Below are 20,346 nucleotides of genomic sequence, written 5' to 3'. Positions count from 1 at the left end.
ATGAATGTAAACTATAAATGATGCGATACGCGTAACCGAGTAGCGAAACCGTGACAGACACCGCTTTGCCCCGCCACGACCATCCGATCGCCGTCGAATCCGACGATATCGATTTCATGGGTCATGTGAATAATGCCAATTATCTCAAATGGGTGCAGGAGGCCGTGCTCGCCCATTGGCAGAAGATCGCCCCGCCCCAGGCCGTGGCCGCGCATCTCTGGGTCGCGCTGAAGCACGAGATTACCTATCGCAAGCCCGCCTTTCTGGACGATACGGTGATCGCGTCGGTGGTGGTCGAAAAGGTGCAGGGCGCGAGCGCGTTCTACGACACAGTGATCAAGCGCGGCGAGGAAGTGCTGGCCGAGGTCAAATCGCGCTGGTGCTGCATCGACGCCGAAACTTTGCGCCCCGCCCGCATCGCGGAAGAAATCGCCGCGCTGTTCCTGCCCGGCAAATCCGAAGACTAGCGCAGCAATCCGCCCAATATTCCCCGAATAAAGCCCGAGGCCCCCGGCACGCCGAGCTTGTCGGCAATCTCCCGGCTGAGCACGCCGCCCGCCGCCGACGCCGCCGTGCGCGTCGGATTGGCGCGGCTCGACCGGCCGGTCAGCGTGCGGCCCAGCTTGCGTCCGGCGGACGACATGCCCGAGCGCACGGCCGCGTCGCGCATCCGTTCGATCAACCCCTTGGACTTGCGCGAGCGTTTCCGGACGGCTTCCTCGCCCTCCTCTTCCGCCTCTTGCGCTGTTTCGGCGGCGTCCTGCGCCTTCTGTTCGAGCAGCTCGGCGGCTGATTCGCGGTCGATGCGCTCGGCATAGACATCGCCGACCGGCGAGGCTGCGATGAGTGCCGCGCGCTCACCGGTCGATATCGGCCCCATGCGCGAATAAGGCGGCCGAATCAGCGTCCGCTCGACCGGTGACGGTGCGCCATCCTCCATCAGCGTCGAAACCAGCGCCTCACCGACCTTGAGTTCGGTGATCGACGTTTCGACGTCGAGATCGGGATTGATACGGAAGGTCTCCGCAGCCGCCTTGATCGCCCGCTTGTCCCGCGGCGTGAAAGCGCGCAGCGCATGCTGGATCCGGTTGCCGAGCTGTCCGGCTACCTTTTCGGGAATGTCGATCGGGTTCTGGGTGATGAAGAACACGCCAATGCCCTTGGACCGGATCAGGCGGACGACCTGCTCGATCTTGTCCTGCAACGCGTCGGGCGCATCGTCGAACAGCAGATGCGCCTCATCGAAGAAGAAGACGAGCTTCGGCTTATCGGGATCGCCGACCTCGGGCAGCGATTCGAACAATTCGCTCATCAGCCACAGCAGGAAGGTGGCGTAGAGCTTGGGATTTTCCATCAGCTTGTCCGCCATCAGCATGTTGACGAAACCGCGGCCCTGATCGTCGGTGCGGAAGAAATCATCAATGTCGAGCGCGGGTTCGCCGAAAAACTCGGCCGCGCCCTGATTGTCGAACTGCAGCAGCTTGCGCTGGATCGCGCCGACGCTCTGTCGCGACACGTTGCCGTAGCGCGCGGACAGGTCCTTCGCATTTTCCGACGTCGCGACCATCATCGCCTGCAGGTCTTCGAGGTCGAGCAGCAGCATCCCTTCATCGTCGGCATAGCGGAACGCGATTTCCAGCACGCCCTGCTGTGCGTCCGTCAGGTCCATGAGGCGACCGAGCAGCAGCGGCCCCATCTCGCTGATCGTCGTGCGGATCGGATGGCCCTTCTTGCCGTACAGGTCCCAGAAAATCGTCGGGCTATCGGCATAGCGATAGTCCTCAAGCCCGATCGTCTCGGCGCGCTCCACGAGCTTGTCGTGATGCTTGAAGCTGTCGCTCCCGGGCATGGCGACGCCCGACAGATCGCCCTTCACGTCCGCGACGAACACCGGAACGCCGGCATTGGAGAAACTCTCGCACAGGCCCTGCACGGTGACCGTCTTGCCGGTGCCCGTCGCGCCGGCGATCAGCCCGTGCCGATTGGTGCGCGCGAGATTGAGATACTGCTTTTCGCCGCCGCCTAGGCCCAGAAATATACCAGCCGATTCAGCCATGGATACGTCCCCTCATAGTCGGGAAAACGATACCGGGCGGAAGCGCCGATGCAAGCGGGCTATGCGGCCCCGCCACCCGGTGGTGGCGGGGCGGAATGGGCTAGTCGAGGAAATCGACGCCGATAAAGGCCGGCGGCGTATTGCCGCGCTGGCGCAGCAGCAGCACCGAAGGCCGCCCGGCCCGCTGGGCCTCCCGAATGATACGGACCGCATCGGAAGGCTGCAGCGTGGCGGTGCGGTTGATCGACAGGATCACGTCGCCGCGGCGGATATTCTGCTGGGCCGCATCGCTCGACGGATCGACCTGGTTGACCACCAGACCGCGCACGCCGCTCGGCACGCCGATCTGGCGGGCGATCTGCGGGGTCAGCGTCTGGAAGCCGACGCCGATGGCCTCCATCGTCGCTTCGGACTCGTCGCTCCCCGGCTCTTCCTTGGTCGGCTCTTCGAGCACGTCTTCGTCCTCTTGGCCCTGCTGGGCGCGGCGGATCAGCTCTTCATCGCTCGGGCGCTCGCCCATAGTGGCGGTGACGCGGATGCGCTCGCCATCGCGGATCAGCACGATCGGCACGCGCGATCCGACCGGCAAGTTCGCCACGATATAGGAGAGCGTATCGTCCGGCGTCACATCCCGGCCGTTCACGCTGACGATCACATCGCCCCGGCGGATCCCGGCGGCTTCGGCCGCCTCGCCCGGTTCGACCCGCGCTACGATCTCGCCGCGATTGGCCGGCAGGCCGAGCGAATCGGCGATCGCATCTGTCATCGGCTGAATGCTCACGCCGAGATAGCCGCGCTGCACGCGTTCGCCGCGCATCAGCGTTTCGACAATGGGCCGGGCCTCGGTTGCCGGGATCGCAAAACCGATGCCGACATTGCCACCGGTCGGCGAGAAGATCGCGCTGTTGATGCCGACGACATTGCCCTGAATATCGAACATCGGGCCGCCGGAATTGCCCTGGTTGATCGACGCGTCGGTCTGGATGTAGCGGTCATAGGCCCCGCCCTGCCCGATCGTGCGCTGGAGCGCCGAAACGATACCGGCCGTCACGGTGCCACCAAGACCGAAGGGATTGCCGATCGCGATCACCCAGTCGCCGACGCGTAGATTGTCGGAATCGCCGAACTGAACGAAGGGCAGGTTGTTGCCGTCGATTTTCAGCACCGCGAGGTCCGAAGACGGATCGCGGCCGACGATCCGCGCCTCATACTCGGTGCGGTCCGACAGGGTGACGGTAATCGTATCCACCGGATCGGAGCCCGGCTGGCCGTTGCGGCCGCGCGAGGAAATCACATGATTGTTGGTAACGACGAAGCCGTCGGCCGAAATGATGAAACCCGAGCCGAGAGACGTCGCTTCACGCGTGATTGGGCCGTCATTGCCGCGTTGGCCGAACTGCCGGAAGAAATCGTCGAAGGGGCTGCCGGCAAAGGGGTTGCGGCGCTGGACTTCGATCGTCTGGGTCGTCGAGATATTGACGACGGCCGGCGCCAGCCGCTCGGTCAGGTCGGCAAAGCTGCCGGGCGCGCTGACCTGCGGCATGGTGGTCGGCGCGTTCTGCGCCACCTGCGCGCCGACGGGTTGTTGCAGCGCCAATGTCGCGGCCGTTCCGCCGGCCAGAAGAATCCCTGTGATCGCATAAGCGTAACGCACGGTCATAATTCTCCAATCTCTTCGCTATATCCTTTACGACACCTGTCTGTGAGCTGCGGAATAGCGCCTTAACACATATTGAACATAGGGTGTCTGGCTGTCGTTGGTCGAACCGTCAGCGCAGTCCACGGAATTGACGCAGATATTCGTTATCCGGCGACATCACGATCGCCGCCTCGCCATCGTCGGGCCCGGCCGGCCGATCGATCCCGAATGTCGCGCGATAGGATTCCATCGCCCGGTAGAAATCGTAGAAATCGGGGTCCGCGCCAAACGCTTCTGCGTAGGTCCGTGCCGCTTCCGCATCGGCTTCCGCGCGGATGATCTGCGCCTGTTTCGCGCCCTGGGCTTCGATGGTCAGCGCTTCCTGTTCACGCGCCGAGCGCATCCGGCGATAGGCCGATTCCAGCGGCTGGCCTTCGGGCAGGTCGGCCCGCTTGATCCGCACATCGACGATTTCCGCGCCATATTGCCGCGCGGCGAGGTTCAGGCTTTCCTGGATATTGTCCATCACCTGGCCGCGTTCGGGGCTCAGCAGCGCCGCGAAGGGCCGCCGGCCGAGTTCATTCCTGAGCGACGAGGCGAGGATCGGCCGAAGCGCTTCGCTGACCCGCTCTTCGGTCCGCGCGGAGATATACATCTGCAGCGGATCGACGATCCGGTAGCGCGCGAACGCATCGACCTGCAGCCGGAGCTGATCGGTCGACAGCACCTGCTGCCGCTCCATCTCGACGCTCTGGATGCGTCGGTCGATCCACACGACCTGATCCACGAACGGAATATGCGCCATGAGGCCCGCGCTGCCCGATCCGAACGTTTCGCCTGGCTGGTAGCGGTTTACGATCCGGTCGGGTTCGCCGAAGCGCACGATGACGGCCTGGCGCGTTTCGGGAACGATCGAGAAGCTGCTCAGGATCAGGACCAGAAGAACAACGCCGAGAACGGCATAGGCGATGGGATTACGCGCGACGCGTGTTGCGATGCTCATTGCGTCTCTCCTGCCTCGGGCGCGGGCGTCGCCTGCTGGCGTACCCGGCGCTGGACTTCAGGCAGCGGCAGATAGGGCGTCACGCCGTCCGCCTCGACGATGGTGATGTTCACGCTGCCCAGGATGCGCTCCATCGTTTCATAATACATGCGGCGCCGCGTCACTTCGGGCGCAAGCCGATATTCCTCGTAGACCCGCGTAAAGGCCGCCGATTCACCCTGCGCGCGGGCGGTCAGCTGCTGCGCATAGGCGCGCGCGTTGTTGAGATAGGTCTGCGCGGTTTGCTGCGCGGCGGACACGCGGCGGAAGCTCTCTTCCACGGCCGAGGGCGGATCAGCCTCTTCGATCGCAACACCCTGCACGAGCACGCCCGCGCCATAACCGTCGAGCAATTCCTGCATCAACGCCTGCACCCGCTGCTCGATTTCGCCACGGCCGGCGCCGATCGCGTCATCCAGCGTTACGCGCGCGATCACGGCGCGCATCGCGCTCTCCGCAACTTCGCGGATCGTTTCTTCGGGATTGACGATCTGGAACAGGTAATTCTGCGGTTCCTTGATGTTCCAGCGAATCTGATAGGCGAGATCGACAATATTCTGGTCGCCGGTCAGCACACGGTTTTCCGCGTCCGCGCCGGTTCCGCCGATATCGATCGTGCGGATATTGTCGACATCGATGATCTGCACCCGGTCGATCGGCGCCGGGAAGGAGAAGTTCGGCCCGGGCTGATAGGTGCCGACATAATTGCCGAAACGCGTCAATACGCCGCGTTCCTGCGGGCCGACGAGATGGAAGGAGGTGAAGAACAGCCACAGCGCCACGAGCAGGATGATGGCCCAGAACCAGATCGGCCGGCCGCCGAATGTCGGAAGTTCCGGACCGCGGCCCCCGCCACCGCCCCACTGCGTGCGGCCGCGTTTCAGAAGCTCGTCGAGTGCGGTCGGGCCGCCCTGTCCGCCGGAGGGGCGCTTGCGCGGAGGTTGGGACCAGGGGTTTTTCGGGCCGTCATTGCCGCCACCCCCCGAACCGTTACCGCCGGAGCCGTTGCCGCCCGATCCGCCGCCACCGCGGCCACCCCAAGGGCCGCGGCCCTCGCTCTTCAAAAGGGAGCCGATTCTGGCGCCCAGACCTGTAAAAACGCTCATACCGCTCTTTATAGGAAGCCTTGTCCGGAAAAACAGTGTCATTTGGTGTCGGGCTTCCTATTTGACCGTCATGACAGATATTGCCGACCAGCTATCCGCCGGACTCAACGCCATTGCCGATCCGCTATCGGGCAAGGGCCTCATCGATTCCGGCCGCGCGCCCGCGCCGCGCTTTGCCGACGGCATTGCGAGCGTTATCCTCGATGTCACGGACATCAACGCCGACAAGCGCGCACTGATCGAAGCCGATATCAATCGCGCGCTCGGCGCGGTCGAAGGCGTCGACACCGTGCGTGTCGCCATGACGAGCAAGCGAACGACACGACGGATCATCGCAGTGGGCTCGGGCAAGGGCGGTGTCGGCAAGTCGACGCTGTCCGCCAATCTCGCCATCGCATTGGCGCGCCGGGGCCTCAGGGTCGGACTGATCGATGCGGATGTTTACGGGCCGTCCCAGCCGCGTCTGCTGAGCGTGGAGGATCGCAAGCCGACCGCCACCGAGCACAAGAAACTCGTACCCGTGCCGACCGATTTCGGGATCGGGATGCTCAGCATGGGGCAGTTGGTGAAACCCGGCCAGGCGATCGCCTGGCGCGGGCCGATGGCCGGCAAGGCGCTCGGCCAGCTGATCGATGCCGAATGGGGCGATACCGAAACGCTGATCATCGACCTGCCCCCCGGCACCGGCGATGTGCAGCTCACCATGGTGCAGAAATACAAGCCGGCGGGCGCGGTCATCGTCTCCACGCCGCAGGACCTGTCGCTGATCGACGCAAAACGAGCGATCCACCTGTTCGAGGAAGCCGGCGTACCGATCATCGGACTGGTCGAGAATATGGCAGGCTATGAATGCCCGGAATGCGGCGCGGTTTCCGACCCGTTCGGCACGGGCGGCGCGGAAGCGGCGGCGAATGAGCTCGGGTTCGATTTTCTCGGCCGCATCCCGCTCGATCTCGGCATCCGGACGGCGTCGGACGAGGGCATTCCGCCCGCGGCCAGCAATGGCAGCGGCGCAGATGCCTTCAACGCGGTCGCCGGAAAACTCGCCGACTGGATGAGCGGATAAGAAGCCGCCGAGGGAAATTATCCATGCTACTGACGACCGACGAAGAACTCGAAACCCTGCTGACCGAAACGAAGACGATCGCCGTGATCGGTGCCTCGGCCAAGCCCGAACGGGCAAGCAACGGGGTCACGAAGTTTCTGATCGGTCGCGGCTTTACCGTGTTTCCGGTCAATCCCGGCATCGCGGGCCAGACGATTCACGGCGTCGAAGTCCGTGCCTCGCTCTCCGATATCGACGTGCCGATCGACATGGTCGACATCTTCCGCAACAGCGAAGCGGCAGGCGATGCGGTGGACGAAGCGATTGCCGCCGGCGCGAAATCGGTCTGGATGCAGCTCGGCGTGATCAACGAGGACGCGGCGAAGCGGGCTGAAGAAGCTGGCCTGAAGGTCGTGATGGACAAATGCCCGGCGCAGGAAATGCCGCGGCTCGGCCTCTAGCGCACCGATAGCTGCTCCGCGCGTTCACGCAGCCGCTCGACCGCGGCAGCATGGATGGCGGGCGTGGATATCAGCACGCCGAACGCTTCGGCAGCATGCGTGTTGAATTCCAGGGGCACGCCCAACGCATCGGTCACCGTCGCACCGGCCTCGCGCGCGATCAGCGCGGCCGCGCCCACATCCCATTCATGGCCCCAGCGCAAGGTTGCGACGAGATCGGCCTCGCCGGCCGCGACCATTGCGATGCGCAGCGCGATCGAATTGGGCTGTGCGACCGCGACGAGATCGGAATCCTTCGGCAGGTTGGCGAATGGTACGCGCGCGCCCGGCAGTTCGGTCCGGCCGCTGACCGCGATCGGCAAACCGTTGCGCGTCGCGCCCATGCCGGCGGCGGCCATCCATCGTTCTTCGCGGGCAGGCGCTTCGAGCACGCCGCAAATCGGTTGTCCATCCTCGACGAGCGCAACGGATACGCACCAGCCTGCGCGTTCGCGAATGAAGTCGCGCGTGCCGTCGATGGGATCGACCACCCAGAGCCGAGCTTTGCCGAGCCGGGCGGCGGTGTCGGTCGTTTCCTCGGAAAGATAGCCGGCATCGGGATCAAGCGCCGTCAGCCGTTCGCGCAGGAACCGGTCCACGAGCAGATCGACATCGGACACCGGGTGATCGGGCGATTTTTCCCAGATTTCGAGCTCGCCGCGCCAGCGCTCGCGCGCCAGTTCCGCCGCTTCGGCAGCGATCGCGGCGATTGCATCGGGCGTGACGTCAGGCACCCGCCACCGTCATGCCCTCAATCCTTACGGTCGGTGCGTTGACGCCGCGGATGAATTCAAGATCGCTTGCCGGCATCAGCGCGCGGAACATGTCCTTGAGATTGCCGGCGATCGTGATCTCGGCGACCGGTGCGCCAATCTTGCCGTTTTCGATCAGAAAACCCGATGCGCCACGGCTGTAATCGCCGGTCACGGGATTGACACCCATGCCGATCAGTTCGTTGACGAGCACACCCTTATCGATATCCGCGATCAGTTCGTCGCGCGATTGCGCACCCGCTTCCAGGTGCAGATTGCTCGCGCCCGCGCCCGGCGGCCCGCCGATCCCGCGCTTCGCATGGCCGGTCGGCTCCAGCCCCAGCTGCCGTGCCGACGCGCTGTCGAGCAGCCAGCCGGTCAGGATGCCGTCATCGATGATCGCACGCTCCGCGATGGGCAGGCCCTCACCGTCGAACGGGCGGGAGCGCAGCCCGCGTTTGCGCAAGGGATCGTCGCGCACGGTTATACCGTCGGCGAAGATTTGCTCCTCCAGGCAATCGCGCAAAAAACTCGTGCCGCGGGTGATCGCCGATCCCGTGATCGCGCCGATCAGATGGCCGAGCAGCCCGCCCGATACACGCGGATCGAAGACGACCGGCATCGCGCCGCTATCGATCTTAGCCGGATTGAGGCGGGCAACCGTGCGCTCGCCGGCCCGGCGGCCGATGCTGGCCGCACTGTCGAGATCTTCGAGATGGCGGGCGGTACGATAGGCATAGTCGCGCTGCATACCGCTGCCCTCGCCCGCGATCACGCTCGCCGATACGCCATGGCTCGACGCCTGATAGCCACCGCAAAAGCCATGGCTCGTGGCAAGCGCCATGATGGAGCGGCTCGCCGATGCGCCGCCGCCTTCGCTGTTCGTAACGCCGTCCACCGCGCGGGCGGCATCTTCGGCTTCGAGCGCGCTGGCGCGCAACGCTTCGGGTTCGGCATCGCCGCCATCGTCGATATCGAGATCAGGCATGTCGCCCGAAAACAGCCGGTCCTCGGGCGCGAGCCCGGCATAGGCGTCCTCCGGCGCCTCGCGCGCCATCGCGGCCGCGCGCTCGACCAGCGTGGCGAGTGCGTCGTCGGACAGGTCGGACGAGGAGACGCTGGCAGAGCGCTTTCCGACGAAGAAGCGCAGCCCGATTTCCTCGCCTTCGGATCGCTGGACGTCCTCGAGTTCGCCGAGCCGGACCTGTACTTCGGTCGAAACACCGCCCGAATAGAGGACGTCCGCGGCATCTGCTCCGGCTTTCTTTGCGGCGGTTACGAGATCGGCGGCGCGCGTCTGCGCTTCGGTGACGGTCAGCATGGGGGCGATTTAGGGGCGCGGGCGAGCCTTGTCACCTAGGCCGTGGCACCAATGACCAAACAGGCCAGCGCAACCAGCAATCCGGTTTCGCGGTTCGAGCGAAACTTGGCGAGCGCGTCCGCGCCGTCTTCCCGCTTGAGCGTCGCAACCTGCCAGAGAAGATGCAGCGCCGCCGGGATCAACGCAGCGACGGCAAGCCATTGCGGCCGGACCTGCCAGATCGCGATCCCCCAACAGGCGAGCGCCAGGAGATAGAAGATTGCCACACCCGACCGCGCATGCGTGCCCAGCCGCCGGGCTGTGCTCTTCACGCCGGCGAGCGCATCGTCCTCGATATCCTGCAGCGCATAGATCGTATCATAGCCGATGACCCAGAAAACCGCGCCGGCATACAGCCAGAACATCGCCGGCGCCGCCTCCCCGGTGATCGCGACCCAGCCCACCGGCACACCCCAGCTGAATACGAGACCGAGCCAGACCTGCGGCCACCAGGTAATCCGCTTCATGAACGGATAGGCCGCGACGAGAGCCAGGCTACCGAGGGCCACGAGCTGCGCCTCCCAGTGCAATTGCAGCAATACGACGAGGCCGATCAGGCATTGCAGCACGAGCCAGATCCAGGCGGCACGAAGCGACACCCGCCCGCTCGCAAGGGGCCGCCCACGCGTTCGCTCCACCTTCCGGTCGAGATCGCGGTCGACGATATCGTTATAGGTGCATCCCGCCCCGCGCATCGCGATCGCACCGACCAGGAACCAGAGTAGCAGATCCCAGCGCTCTGCCGCGCCACCGGCCAGAGCCACGCTCCACGCGCAGGGCCAGAAGAGCAGCCACCAGCCGATCGGCCGGTCGAACCGGGCGAGCAGTCCGAACGGGCGCGCCGCCGGCGGCAGCGCGGCGATCAGCCAGTGCCGCTCGGTATCGGGAAGAGAGGATTGCGCTTCCATCGCGCACCGCCCTATCCGCTCGATACGGGCTTGGACAAGCTCCGCGATAGCGGCATATGAGCCTGTTATGCCTGCAACGCCCGCCTGGCCGCCCGACAGCCTGCCGCGCCTCTTCGTCGATGCGCGGCTCGAAGCCGACGACGAAATCGTGATCGACGCGGCACAGGCCAATTATCTGGTGCGCGTCCTGCGGCTGAAAGCGGGCGCGCAGGTCAAGCTGTTCGACGACCGGACCGGCGAGTGGCTGGCCGAACTCGCCCATATCGGCAAGCGCGACGCCGTGCTGCGAATCGAAGGGCAGCTGAGGGAGCGCGAGGCCGTCCCAGACCTCTGGCTCTGTTTCGCGCCGATCAAGAAAGGCCGGATCGACTGGATTGTCGAGAAGGCATGCGAGCTGGGCGTGGCACGGCTCGTGCCTGTGCGCACGCGGCGGACGATCGTCGACAAGATCAAGCCGGACCGACTGCGCGCGCACATGATCGAGGCCGCCGAACAGTGCGAACGCACCGCTCTGCCTGAACTGACCGAGCTTACAACGCTCGACGCGCTGCTGGCGGAATGGCCGTCGGATCGCACGCTATTCTATGCCGCCGAGCGCGGCGGCGATGCGTTCCCTACGGCCCTCGCCAATCATGGCGGCCCGGCGGCCATCCTCATCGGGCCCGAAGGCGGGTTCAGCGAAGACGAGGACGCGGCGATCCAGGCGATGACGAACGCCGTGCCGATATCCCTCGGCCCGCGCATTCTGCGCGCCGATACGGCCGCCATAGCCGCGATCAGCGTGTGGATGGCCGAGCGCGGCGACTGGGGCGACTGAGCCGCTCCAATGCCATTGTTTCCAAGGGCTTGGCGGCGTCCCGAAACGGACTTCCACTTTTACGAAATATTCAGCGTGTTTGGTTAATCTTTCCCTCATGAGTGGGGTTGGCGAATTGCCGAAAGCCGGTTGGGCCGGACGGCTATGCCGCGCCGTGGGCGCGTGCTTCGTCGCGTCCATTGCCATGCTGAGCACGTCGCCCGCTTTTGCCCAGACCACCACGACCTTCTCGAACACGACGACCGGCGCCATCAATTCGGGCACGACGTGTACGGCCCCGCTCGTGCGCAACTTCAGCGTCGGCGCGTCCTTCACCGTGTCCGACGTCGATCTCGCGCTGCTGGCAACCCATACATGGCGTGGCGATATCCGCCTCACCCTCCAATCGCCCGCTGGAACGCGGGTCCAGCTGGTCAATGGCGACGCCAACAATGTTTCGGGCGACAATTTCAACGTCCGCCTCAACGACGAAGGCACGCAGTTCGTCAATACCGACGGCAATACCGCCACGCATTCGACAACCGCCCCGCCCTATGAGCATGATTTCGTGCCGAACAACGCGCTGTCGGCTTTCGACGGCGAAAACTCGGCCGGCACATGGCGGCTCGAAATCTGCGATATCTTCCCTTCGCAGGACGATGGCAGCTTTCGGCGCGCGGACCTTTATCTAACGGACACGCCGGCCAATTTCGCCGATCTCTCGCTCGCCAAGACCGTCAGCAATTCGAGCCCCGCCAACGGCACGAGCATCACCTATACGCTTTCGCTGACCAATTCGGCGGCCTCGAACCAGACGGCAACCGGCGTCACGGTGCAGGATAGCCTGCCGCTCGGTACGATCTTCGTCAGCGCCTCGGGCGATGGCAGTTACAATAGCGGCAGCGGCGTGTGGACCGTTCCCTCGATTTCGCCCGGGCAGACACGGACGCTGACCATTACCGCCACCGTCGATGCGACCGCGGGCGCGACGGTTACCAATATCGGCGAGGTCAGCACGTCATCGGCCGTCGATCCCGATTCCACGCCCGGTAACGGCGCAGCCGGCGAAGACGACTACGATAGCGCGACATTCAGCGTCTCGGGCACCCGCACCGCCGGCACGCCGCCCAGCCTCACGACGGTCTGCCCCGCAATCAACCAGACGCTGTTCGACTGGAACAACCGGGCCTGGACCGCCGGGGCGCTGAACACCAGCTATGCCGTCACCAATATCGGCACGATCAACTTCGCGATCAGCACCGACGGCACTTTCGTCAACTCCACACCCGACGACACGACCAACAACACCGGCGGGTTCGGATCAACGGAGCAGGCGCTCTACCAGTTCCTCGAATATACGACGCAGAGCCAGGCCGCGACGACCGTGCTGACCCTGCCGACCGCCGTGCCGGGCCTGCAATTCCGTGTCTTCGATATCGACTTCGCCGCCAATGACTTCGCCGACAAGCTGACGATCACCGGCAGCTTCAACGGCGCGACCGTCATGCCCGTGCTTACCAATGGCGTTGCGAACTATGTCGTCGGCAATGTCGCGATCGGCGATGCCGGGTCGGGCGGATCGTCGGCCGACGGCAATGTCGTGATCACCTTCCTCTCGCCCGTCGACACGGTGACGATCGTCTATGGCAACCATACGACCGCGCCGGCCGATCCGGACGGCCAGGCCGCCTCGATCCACGACATCCTCTTCTGCAACCCGGAAACGACGTTGAGCGTCACCAAGATCAGCTCGGTGATCAGCGATCCGGTCAACGACGAAACCGATCCCTACCGGATTCCGGGCGCGGTGATCGAATATTGCATCCTCGTCTCCAATCCGGGTTCGGCCACGGCGACGTCGATCACGGCGACCGACGCGATTCCGGCCAATATGAGCTATAGTGCCGGCAGCATGACGAGTGGCGCGAATTGCGCCAGCGCCACGACTGCCGAAGACGACGATGCCGCCGGCGCGGACGAGAGCGATCCGTTCGGTGCGTCGATCAGCGGCACCACGATAACGGCAACGGCCGCCGCACTTGGACCGACCGACACGTTCGCGCTCAAATTCCGCACGACCGTAGACTGAGCCGCCCCCGCACATTTCTTCACGCCCCCCAAGCGCTGCTATACTGGCGCTGGACGGCTCAGGCCGCTAAGGGCGGGACATGAGCACGAAGACGGCTTCTGCGGGCGACGCGCCGGTCATCGAGGATCGCCAGCAATTGCTCGAAGTCTTTGCGGGGGGCGAAAAGCCCGCCGATAAATGGAAGATCGGCACCGAGCACGAGAAATTCGTCTATTGCCGCAACGATTTGCATGCCCCCTCCTATGACGAACCGGGCGGCATCCGGGACCTCCTCCTCGCACTGACCGAGTTCGGCTGGGAGCCGATCGAGGAAAAGGGCAAGGTCATTGCAATGCGCGGCGCGGACGGCACGGTCAGTCTCGAACCGGCCGGGCAGTTGGAGTTATCCGGCGCCGCGCTCGACAATCTGCACGAAACCTGCGCCGAAACGGGACGGCATCTCGAACAGGTCAAAGCCATCGGCGAAAAGACCGGCAAGGGCTTTCTTGGCCTTGGCATGTGGCCGGACAAGACGCGCGCCGAGCTGCCGATCATGCCCAAGGGCCGCTACAAGATCATGCTCGATTACATGCCCAAAAAAGGCAATCTCGGCCTCGACATGATGCTGCGCACCTGCACCATCCAGACCAATCTCGACTATGCGAGCGAGGCGGACATGGTGCAGAAGTTCCGCGTCGGACTTGCGCTCCAGCCGCTTGCCACCGCGCTCTTCGCCAATTCGCCTTTCACCGAAGGCAAGCCCAACGGCTTCCTCTCCTTCCGCAGCCATATCTGGTCGGACACCGATCCGGACCGCACGGGCATGCTGCCCTTCGTCTTCGAGGACGGTTTCGGCTATGAGCGCTATCTCGACTATGCGCTCGATGTGCCGATGTATTTCGCCTATCGCGACGGCGAATATCTGGACGCTTCGGGCCTTTCCTTCCGCGATTTCCTGAAGGGCGAACTGCCGATCCTGCCCGGCGAAAAGCCGACGCTGGACGACTGGAACGACCATCTCTCGACGATCTTCCCCGAGGTCCGCCTCAAAAGCTTTCTCGAGATGCGCGGCGCGGACGGCGGCCCGTGGAACCGGATCTGCGCCCTCCCCGCGCTCTGGGTCGGGCTGCTCTACGACCAGAGCGCGCTCGATGCGGCCTGGGATATCGTCAAGAACTGGACGATTGAAGGCCGGGAGAAGCTGCGCGACGCGGTGCCCGAACTCGGCCTCAGGGCGCCGCTGCCCAATGGGCGCCAGCTCGGCGAACTCGCCCCCGAAATCCTCGATATCGCAACCGCGGGGTTGAGCGCGCGGGCCCGCCTCAATGGCAGCGGCGACAATGAAAGCGGCTTCCTCGATCCGCTCCGCGAAATCGTCGCCAGCGGCAAGACGCCGGCGGAGAGGCTGCTCGAGCGCTATCACGGCGCATGGGCCGGCGATGTGACGCGGGTATACGCGGAAGAGAGTTTTTAGGCGCACGCGTTCAGGAAAAGCATGGCCTTGCTGAATAAGTTGACGAAGTAGACGCGCAGCGCGGTGGCCAGTCGGGTCCCGGTTGACACTCGTTGACACACGCCCGGCAAAACCTGCGTCCTATTCGCCACACAAGATGACAGTAGCGTGTGCAACAGGACATGCCGTCCTGGGAATCGACGGGGTCAAAGAGCCGGCAGTTTTACCGCTGGCATAACGATATCATAAGCGTGCGCCTGTAGGACAGGAAATAGGATCTAGCGATCTATAGACTATCGCGGCTTCCATCGTATTTCCTACGATATTGCAGGTCGGTGCTCTACCGTTAGGACGGACGTCTATGGCATGTCACTCCGCCGGTTCGATGTTGCCATAGCTATCTGGCCGCTTGCGGAATGGATCGATCAGCTGCGCCATGTAGCCGACCGGAAAGTCGGGCCGCCCTGCCACACCCAGATCGCCTTCGCGGGGTTGCGGTCGATCCTTCACGAAAGTCCCGAGCATATGGTCCCAGATCATCGTGAAGAGCCCAAAGTTCACATCGCCCTCGACCTTGCGCGCCAGATGGTGGTGACGGTGACCCGGCGCGACCGCCCATAAGTAAATTAGCGGTCCGACGCGCATGTCGACATTCGAATGCTGCAGCAGCAAATGGATAGCCGCGGCGAAGCCTAGCAACGCACCTATTTCAAGCGGCATGCCTATCAGTAGAAGCGGGGTTGTCCCAACTGTCAGCTCAATCGCCTGATGCAGGGGATGCTTCATCAGCCCGTTGAAACCATACATGCGCTCGACGCTGTGATGCACGGCATGCAGACACCAGAGCGCCTCGATCTTATGGCTCGCGTAATGCGCCATCGTGATCCCGAAATCGGCAATGAGGATCGCCATCGCGAGCTGCGCCCAGAGCGGCCATTCTGTCGGCCACACATCAAAACCATAGGTGAGCGCCGCCAGCACCGGAATGGCCGCGATCGCAACGATATTGGATAGCTCGTTTACTATGGCATGAATTGTGTCCCGCCACACATCGCCTTTCGATGTGTTCCAGACCTTCTCAAACGGCGCGATCCGTTCGGCGAGGAAAGAAAGGCCGATCGCCGGAAACAGCAGGGCGACAAGCCAAATCTTACTGTAGCCCTCACCAACTAGCGATAGTGCAAGTCCGATGAAAAAGATGAAGAAAAGCGGTGCATACGCGTAGCGAACGACCGGTTGGATTGTATCCATTGTCTGCCTCCTGTGATGGAAGCGATGTATTCCGTCCCGTAACGCCGTTCTTGAACAAAGCGGTTGCTAACTTCGGCTGCCCAGCGACTTTGCCGCTGCGCTCGGCGTGATGCCGAGCATGCGGCGCATCGCGCGCGAGAAGTGGGCCTGATCTGAAAACCCGCCAGCATAGGCCGCTTCGGCCAGACCTTCGCCGCGCGCCAGGGTCTGCGCTGCGGTTTCGAGTTTTCGCCATATCAGCCAACTCGACAGCGGCACGCCGAACTGTTCGCGTGTGAGGGTACGCAACCGCGATTCCGATAAGCCGGCAAGGCGCGCCGCCTGTGCGATGGTCACTTCGCCCGGCTCTGCACGCAATCTGTCCAGCGCCTTTAATAGTCTTTGGTCAAGCATAGGGCATTGAGCCCTCGCAAGCCCTTCGAGGGCGGACACGAGTTCGGTTGGGCTTTGTGAATGTGCAAGTTGCAAAACGGTCGGATCGACGCACACAAAATCGTCAGTACCGAGATGGTCCGCCAGGTCGAGCGCCTGAGACGCCTGCGGATCGAAATAGACGATTGTCAGCGGACCATCGCTATCTATCGCATGTGGCACCGATGGGCGAATGATGAAGGCGAGGCCCCGATGGACTGTTCCACTCTCATCCGTCAGGCAGATATCGTTCCCATGACCGATAACGAGCTGATACGCCGCATGGGCATGAAGATCGTTGCTGTCGGGAAGCCCGACATATGCGGCGATCGCTTCGCCGAATGCGAACTGACCTGACCAAGGCATCAGTCGGGCTTCGAGGCGGTATAGAGTGAAATGGACCCGGTCGGGGTTTTCGTCACATATCGTTCGGCAACGTCGACAAAGCCTGCCTCTTCGATCAGTTGCGGAAGCAAGCCATCCTTGTTCGCCTTCGTGTTTTCGTAGCCGTCGAGTTCGCGCACCTGCTTAAAGAGGATGTGCATTAAGAGATCGCGCTGCTCACCATAGTCGGAGATCAGAAAGCGCCCGCCCGGCTTCAAAAGGCAGAAGGCGTTTGCGAGAATTCCTTTCTTCATCGCCATCGGGCATTGATGCAGAACGAGGGAACTGGTGACCATATCGACCGTACCGCAATCCACTGAAGAGGGTGGCAGGTCGCCCATGACTTCCTCGAAGACGATATCGAGACCGGCAGCTTTTGATTCTGCTATGGCAAGGACTTCGGGATCGGGGTCGATTGCGATGACTCGCGCGTCGGGTTCGAAGCGCTTCACCATGATCGCGAAGGTGCCTGTCCCTGCGCCGAGATCAACGATGGTTTGGCCGTCGCGGGGCAACAGCTCTTCGAGCATCCGCCGGCGCCATTTTCTCTCGCGCGTCATGACAGCAATGACGCGATCATAGTCTGACGTATGCTCGGCCGTCCCAAGGGCGGGGGTGAACGGCGTCTCGGTATCTTCGTATGCCTTGCGCGGATCGATCATGACCGGCGACCTAAGCAGCTGCGAAGACGGCAGTCTTGAATATTTCGGCTGCAAAATCAGTCGCTGTTTTCTCATCCTCCGCTTGTGAGAGCCATGCGATGGACTGCCAATGTCGGCAATTTGGTCGAGAACAGTCATAGCCCGTACCGCTGCTAGCATCTCTTTGCGTCGCTGACTCTCACCTCCTAAGCTCCTCCGCCAGCCGCTGCATGAAATCCGCGCCGCGCTGGAACTGGTCGAGCGACAGATATTCGTTGGGCTGATGCGCCTGCTCTATGGAGCCGGGGCCGCAGATCACGGTCGGGAAACCGGCCTGCTGGAACTGGCCGCCCTCGGCGGCAAAGGCGACGGCGCTAGCGGGGCGGTTGTCGCCGGTCAGCTTGCGGACGAAGGCCACGGCATCGGCGCTGCCGCTCGGCGTCATCGGCGGGGCGTTGGCGAGTTCGGTCATCGTGACGCCTGTATCCGGAAATGCGGCCTTGAGCTGCGCGTCCAGCGCCTGGCATTTTTCGGCGAATGGCGCCAGCAGTACACGCGCGTCCTCGCCCGGCGGGCAGCGCAGGTCGAAATGGAAGCGGGCGTGACGGGCCAGGATATTGTCGGCCGTGCCGCCATGCATCCGCCCGATGGTCAGCGTCGCATGGGGTGGATCGAAGCCGTTATCCGGGTCGGCCGACGCTTCGAGCTCCCGCGCGAGTTCGGCCAGATCGTGCATGAGATCGACCGCCACCATATTGGCCGAAACGCCGAGATGGGTCTGCGAGCTGTGCGCCTCATGGCCCCAGACATCGACCTGGTAGACGCAGATGCCCTTGTGACCGTTGATGATCCGCATCATCGAGGGTTCGCCGACGATGGCGAGGCGGGGCGCGGGAAGCGCGTCCGCGATCTCGGCGATGAGCGCGGGCGCGCCCTTGCAGCCGATTTCCTCGTCATAGCTGATCGCCAGATGCACGGGGCGTTTGCCCTGCTTGAACATCGGCACCGCCGCCAGGGCGAGCGCGATAAACCCCTTCATGTCGCAGGTGCCGCGCCCGTGGAGCCGGCCCGCGCGTTCCGTCACCGTCCAGGGATCGGTCGCCCAATCCTGGCCATCGACGGGCACGACGTCGCTATGGCCGGACAGGATGACGCCGCCTTCGACCGGCGGGCCGACCGTCGCATAGAGGCTGGCCTTGGGCGCCTCCGCATCGGCGACCCGCGTCGCGCGAACGCTATGATGCGCGAGATGCTCCTCGATCCACGCGATCATCGCCAGATTGCTGTTCCGCGAGGTTGTGTCGAAGGCAATCAGCGTTGCAAGGATATCGCGCGCGGTATCCATCGGGCGGCCGCCGGATACGCCATCTGTCGCGCGCACTGACTGCGATCCGTCCACTATCCTGCTCCGCCTAGTTGCGGGGCGATCCTATCCGTGAATTCGAACCGCGTCCAAATGCGATTGACGGGCGGGAGGCGCTTATTCGGCCGGCACCATCTCGCCCGGCTTGCCCTTGCGGCCCGTGGCCCAAGCGAAGAAGCGCGGCACCGGCGCGTTGCGCTCCATCCAGTGCCAATATTCGCGATAGGCCGGATCGGCCATCAGATGCTTTTCTTCGGTCTTGGCGCGCCAGTAATAGACGGCGCTGACGAGCGCGAGGAGTATGGTGTTGCGGATCATGTCGACCGGATTGCCGCTCGTCGCGATGAACGGCATCGTCGCCAGCCACCAGAATGCGTTTTTCGAGAGATAGGCCGGGTGGCGCGTCCAGCGAAAGGGACCGTGGGTCAGGATGCCGCGATGCGTGAGGTTGGAAAAGCGGATGCCGAAGGCGACCGTCGCCCAGGCATAGATCGCGGTGAGGATGACCAGCACCGCGCCCATCGCGGCCAGCGCGACGGGCCAGCCGTCGAGCCAGAGCGTCCAGTCCGCCGTATTCTGGTGATAATCGAGCGGCCCGCCGGGATTCATCAGGATGAAGGGCGGGTAGCAGATCAGCGCCGCGACCCAGCCCTGCGCATAGGGATTCGCCGAGCGGATATGCGAATCCAGCGGCCGCAGCGTCAGCACATAACCGACCGTCGCGAAGGCGACGTCGACGAGGAAGAGCAGCGCGATCAGGAAGCGCGCCAGTGCCACCGGATCGGAGACGATCTCCGCATTGGTCCAGCGCAGCACCTCGAACCAGTTGCCCGGCACGATGGAGATCATGAAGGCGATGAAGAAACCTTTGACCGCCCAGCTGCGGAAATGCTCGATCACCTTTTCGCGGTCGATATCGGCGCGCTCGCCGGTCAGCCAGGCGCCGAACATGTAGCAGCCGTCCTTGGGCTCTTTCAGCCGCCGGTCGATCCAGAAAATATAGGGGATCGAGACCACGAACATGACGGGCGCCGACCAGGCCAGCACGCGCATCGCGAAGAGATAGTTGCCGTCCCAATACCAGCGGGCGATGCAATAGAGCGCGGCGATGATGCCCCAGGTCGCCCAGAGCCCGGCGAGCTTGGCGATGCTGATCTCGCGCGTTTCGTCATGCGGGGTGAGCGGGCGATCCCACTCGATACCGGTCGTCTCGTTCTTCCACGCCTTGTCGACGAAGATGGTCCAGAGCACCATCGGCAGGCCGCACGCGACCACCGCGATCATGCCCGAAACCGGTCCGTTCGCCCCCGTCATCCGGCCGACGATGATCGCCGCGAACAGGCCCGCGAGGCCGACAAAACCCACGCCGCTGGAGACCGCCGAGGGCGGCCGCGGATCCGCGCCGGCCGCCGGAGCGGGGCGCTCGATGTCGCGATGCGCGTTCATATGGCGCAAATCTAAGGAAAATTGGTAACTTAAAGATGAAGAGCGCGCCGAGGCGCGGCACGTGCGGAGCTGGAGCGGGTAGCGGGAATCGAACCCGCATCACAAGCTTGGAAGGCTAGTGCTCT

General features: G+C 63.8%; 18 protein-coding genes. 6 read left to right on the top strand and 12 right to left on the bottom strand.

Annotated elements, in window-relative coordinates; all coding sequences use genetic code 11:
• The first annotated feature begins 50 nt into the window (after nt 1–50).
• A complete protein-coding gene (locus ACTS1Z_RS09470; protein ID WP_442624207.1) occupies nt 51–467 on the top strand; it encodes an acyl-CoA thioesterase in 417 nt (138 codons plus the stop codon).
• Here the strand turns inward: ACTS1Z_RS09470 and ACTS1Z_RS09465 are convergent.
• From ACTS1Z_RS09465 to hflK, 4 genes are all read right to left on the bottom strand, one after another.
• Nucleotides 464–2,056, bottom strand: a complete 1,593-nt coding sequence (locus ACTS1Z_RS09465; RefSeq protein WP_442624206.1) for a helicase HerA-like domain-containing protein — start codon at nt 2,054–2,056, stop codon at nt 464–466. The two genes, ACTS1Z_RS09470 and ACTS1Z_RS09465, sit on opposite strands and share 4 nt — an antisense overlap.
• Before the next feature lie 100 nt (nt 2,057–2,156).
• Complete coding sequence (locus tag ACTS1Z_RS09460; RefSeq protein WP_442624265.1) at nt 2,157–3,710, bottom strand: Do family serine endopeptidase; 1,554 nt, start codon at nt 3,708–3,710, stop codon at nt 2,157–2,159.
• A 115-nt stretch (nt 3,711–3,825) separates the two neighbouring features.
• A complete protein-coding gene (gene hflC / locus ACTS1Z_RS09455; protein WP_442624205.1) occupies nt 3,826–4,698 on the bottom strand; it encodes a protease modulator HflC in 873 nt (290 codons plus the stop codon).
• Nucleotides 4,695–5,843: a protease modulator HflK gene (gene hflK / locus ACTS1Z_RS09450; protein ID WP_442624204.1), complete on the bottom strand. Its 1,149-nt coding sequence runs from the start codon at nt 5,841–5,843 to the stop codon at nt 4,695–4,697. The genes hflC and hflK overlap by 4 nt, the downstream gene beginning before the upstream one ends.
• 70 nt (nt 5,844–5,913) lie before the next feature.
• Here hflK and ACTS1Z_RS09445 point away from each other — a divergent pair, with 70 nt between their 5' ends.
• Together ACTS1Z_RS09445 and ACTS1Z_RS09440 are read left to right on the top strand one after the other, a co-directional pair.
• Complete coding sequence (locus ACTS1Z_RS09445; RefSeq protein ID WP_442624264.1) at nt 5,914–6,909, top strand: Mrp/NBP35 family ATP-binding protein; 996 nt, start codon at nt 5,914–5,916, stop codon at nt 6,907–6,909.
• Nucleotides 6,910–6,932: 23 nt separating this feature from the next.
• Nucleotides 6,933–7,349, top strand: coding sequence for a CoA-binding protein (locus ACTS1Z_RS09440; RefSeq protein WP_442624203.1), 417 nt, complete (start codon nt 6,933–6,935; stop codon nt 7,347–7,349).
• Here the strand turns inward: ACTS1Z_RS09440 and ACTS1Z_RS09435 are convergent.
• The 3 genes from ACTS1Z_RS09435 to ubiA are packed head-to-tail and all read right to left on the bottom strand — an operon-like array spanning nt 7,346 to nt 10,408.
• Entirely contained in the window at nt 7,346–8,122 is a 777-nt protein-coding gene (locus ACTS1Z_RS09435; RefSeq protein ID WP_442624202.1) for an inositol monophosphatase family protein, read from the bottom strand. The genes ACTS1Z_RS09440 and ACTS1Z_RS09435 overlap by 4 nt on opposite strands.
• A complete protein-coding gene (locus ACTS1Z_RS09430; RefSeq protein WP_442624201.1) occupies nt 8,115–9,461 on the bottom strand; it encodes a TldD/PmbA family protein in 1,347 nt (448 codons plus the stop codon). The genes ACTS1Z_RS09435 and ACTS1Z_RS09430 overlap by 8 nt, the downstream gene beginning before the upstream one ends.
• 35 nt (nt 9,462–9,496) lie before the next feature.
• The gene (ubiA, locus tag ACTS1Z_RS09425; protein ID WP_442624200.1) at nt 9,497–10,408 is read right to left on the bottom strand and encodes a 4-hydroxybenzoate octaprenyltransferase; all 912 of its coding nucleotides are present in this window, start codon (nt 10,406–10,408) and stop codon (nt 9,497–9,499) included.
• A gap of 67 nt (nt 10,409–10,475) precedes the next feature.
• On the opposite strand from ubiA, the gene ACTS1Z_RS09420 reads away from it, so the two are divergent.
• From ACTS1Z_RS09420 to ACTS1Z_RS09410, 3 genes are all read left to right on the top strand, one after another.
• Nucleotides 10,476–11,225, top strand: a complete 750-nt coding sequence (locus ACTS1Z_RS09420) for a 16S rRNA (uracil(1498)-N(3))-methyltransferase (protein WP_442624199.1) — start codon at nt 10,476–10,478, stop codon at nt 11,223–11,225.
• Between the two features lie 184 nt (nt 11,226–11,409).
• Complete coding sequence (locus ACTS1Z_RS09415; protein ID WP_442624198.1) at nt 11,410–13,293, top strand: proprotein convertase P-domain-containing protein; 1,884 nt, start codon at nt 11,410–11,412, stop codon at nt 13,291–13,293.
• A 79-nt stretch (nt 13,294–13,372) separates the two neighbouring features.
• Nucleotides 13,373–14,746: a glutamate--cysteine ligase gene (locus ACTS1Z_RS09410; protein WP_442624197.1), complete on the top strand. Its 1,374-nt coding sequence runs from the start codon at nt 13,373–13,375 to the stop codon at nt 14,744–14,746.
• A gap of 348 nt (nt 14,747–15,094) precedes the next feature.
• Here ACTS1Z_RS09410 and ACTS1Z_RS09405 read toward each other — a convergent pair whose 3' ends face one another.
• The 5 genes from ACTS1Z_RS09405 to ACTS1Z_RS09385 all read right to left on the bottom strand — a co-directional run bounded on the left by ACTS1Z_RS09405 (nt 15,095) and on the right by ACTS1Z_RS09385 (nt 20,221).
• The gene (locus ACTS1Z_RS09405) at nt 15,095–15,976 is read right to left on the bottom strand and encodes a sterol desaturase family protein (RefSeq protein ID WP_442624196.1); all 882 of its coding nucleotides are present in this window, start codon (nt 15,974–15,976) and stop codon (nt 15,095–15,097) included.
• 66 nt (nt 15,977–16,042) lie between these two features.
• Nucleotides 16,043–16,753 (bottom strand): helix-turn-helix domain-containing protein, encoded by a 711-nt coding sequence (locus ACTS1Z_RS09400; protein WP_442624195.1) that lies wholly within the window; start codon nt 16,751–16,753, stop codon nt 16,043–16,045.
• Complete coding sequence (locus tag ACTS1Z_RS09395) at nt 16,753–17,433, bottom strand: class I SAM-dependent methyltransferase (protein WP_442624194.1); 681 nt, start codon at nt 17,431–17,433, stop codon at nt 16,753–16,755. The genes ACTS1Z_RS09400 and ACTS1Z_RS09395 overlap by 1 nt, the downstream gene beginning before the upstream one ends.
• 178 nt (nt 17,434–17,611) lie before the next feature.
• On the bottom strand, nt 17,612–18,757 hold the full coding sequence (gene argE, locus ACTS1Z_RS09390) for an acetylornithine deacetylase (RefSeq protein ID WP_442624263.1): 1,146 nt from the start codon (nt 18,755–18,757) through the stop codon (nt 17,612–17,614).
• Nucleotides 18,758–18,892: 135 nt separating this feature from the next.
• Nucleotides 18,893–20,221 carry a methyltransferase family protein gene (locus ACTS1Z_RS09385; RefSeq protein WP_442624193.1) on the bottom strand — a complete coding sequence of 443 codons (1,329 nt, stop codon included), beginning with the start codon at nt 20,219–20,221 and terminating at the stop codon, nt 18,893–18,895.
• Nucleotides 20,222–20,346 lie beyond the last annotated feature (125 nt).

This window comes from Parasphingopyxis sp., from assembly GCF_052168295.1.
Classification (GTDB): domain Bacteria; phylum Pseudomonadota; class Alphaproteobacteria; order Sphingomonadales; family Sphingomonadaceae; genus Parasphingopyxis.
The sequence above is the reverse complement of the archived record's forward strand: the minus strand, read 5'-3'. Positions and strand labels throughout refer to the sequence as shown.